The sequence below is a fragment of the Coprococcus sp. TM115-187 genome (assembly GCF_027679115.1).
GTDB lineage: Bacteria > Bacillota > Clostridia > Lachnospirales > Lachnospiraceae > Allocoprococcus > Allocoprococcus comes.
The window spans coordinates 287-523 of record NZ_JAQEKS010000067.1 but is presented as its reverse complement, the minus strand read 5'-3'; positions in this window follow the sequence as shown (position 1 = coordinate 523).

Here is a 237-nt window from a genome sequence, read left to right as displayed (position 1 = left end):
TTATCCTCTGTTTTAAGCAATATTTGCTTGTTTCAGACGATTAGTAGTCTAAATAAAATCAGAATTTTATTTAGTTTGGAACTTGTTGTTGCTATCATAAATCGTTGAATTCCTCGATTAAAGAGGCTCATGATTTAGATTTTAATAACCCATTGCTTTAACAATATCATCGTCTTTTAGCTCAACACCGACTCTTATTTTTTCGATAAGATCTCGCTGCCAATCTTCTAGTTCGTT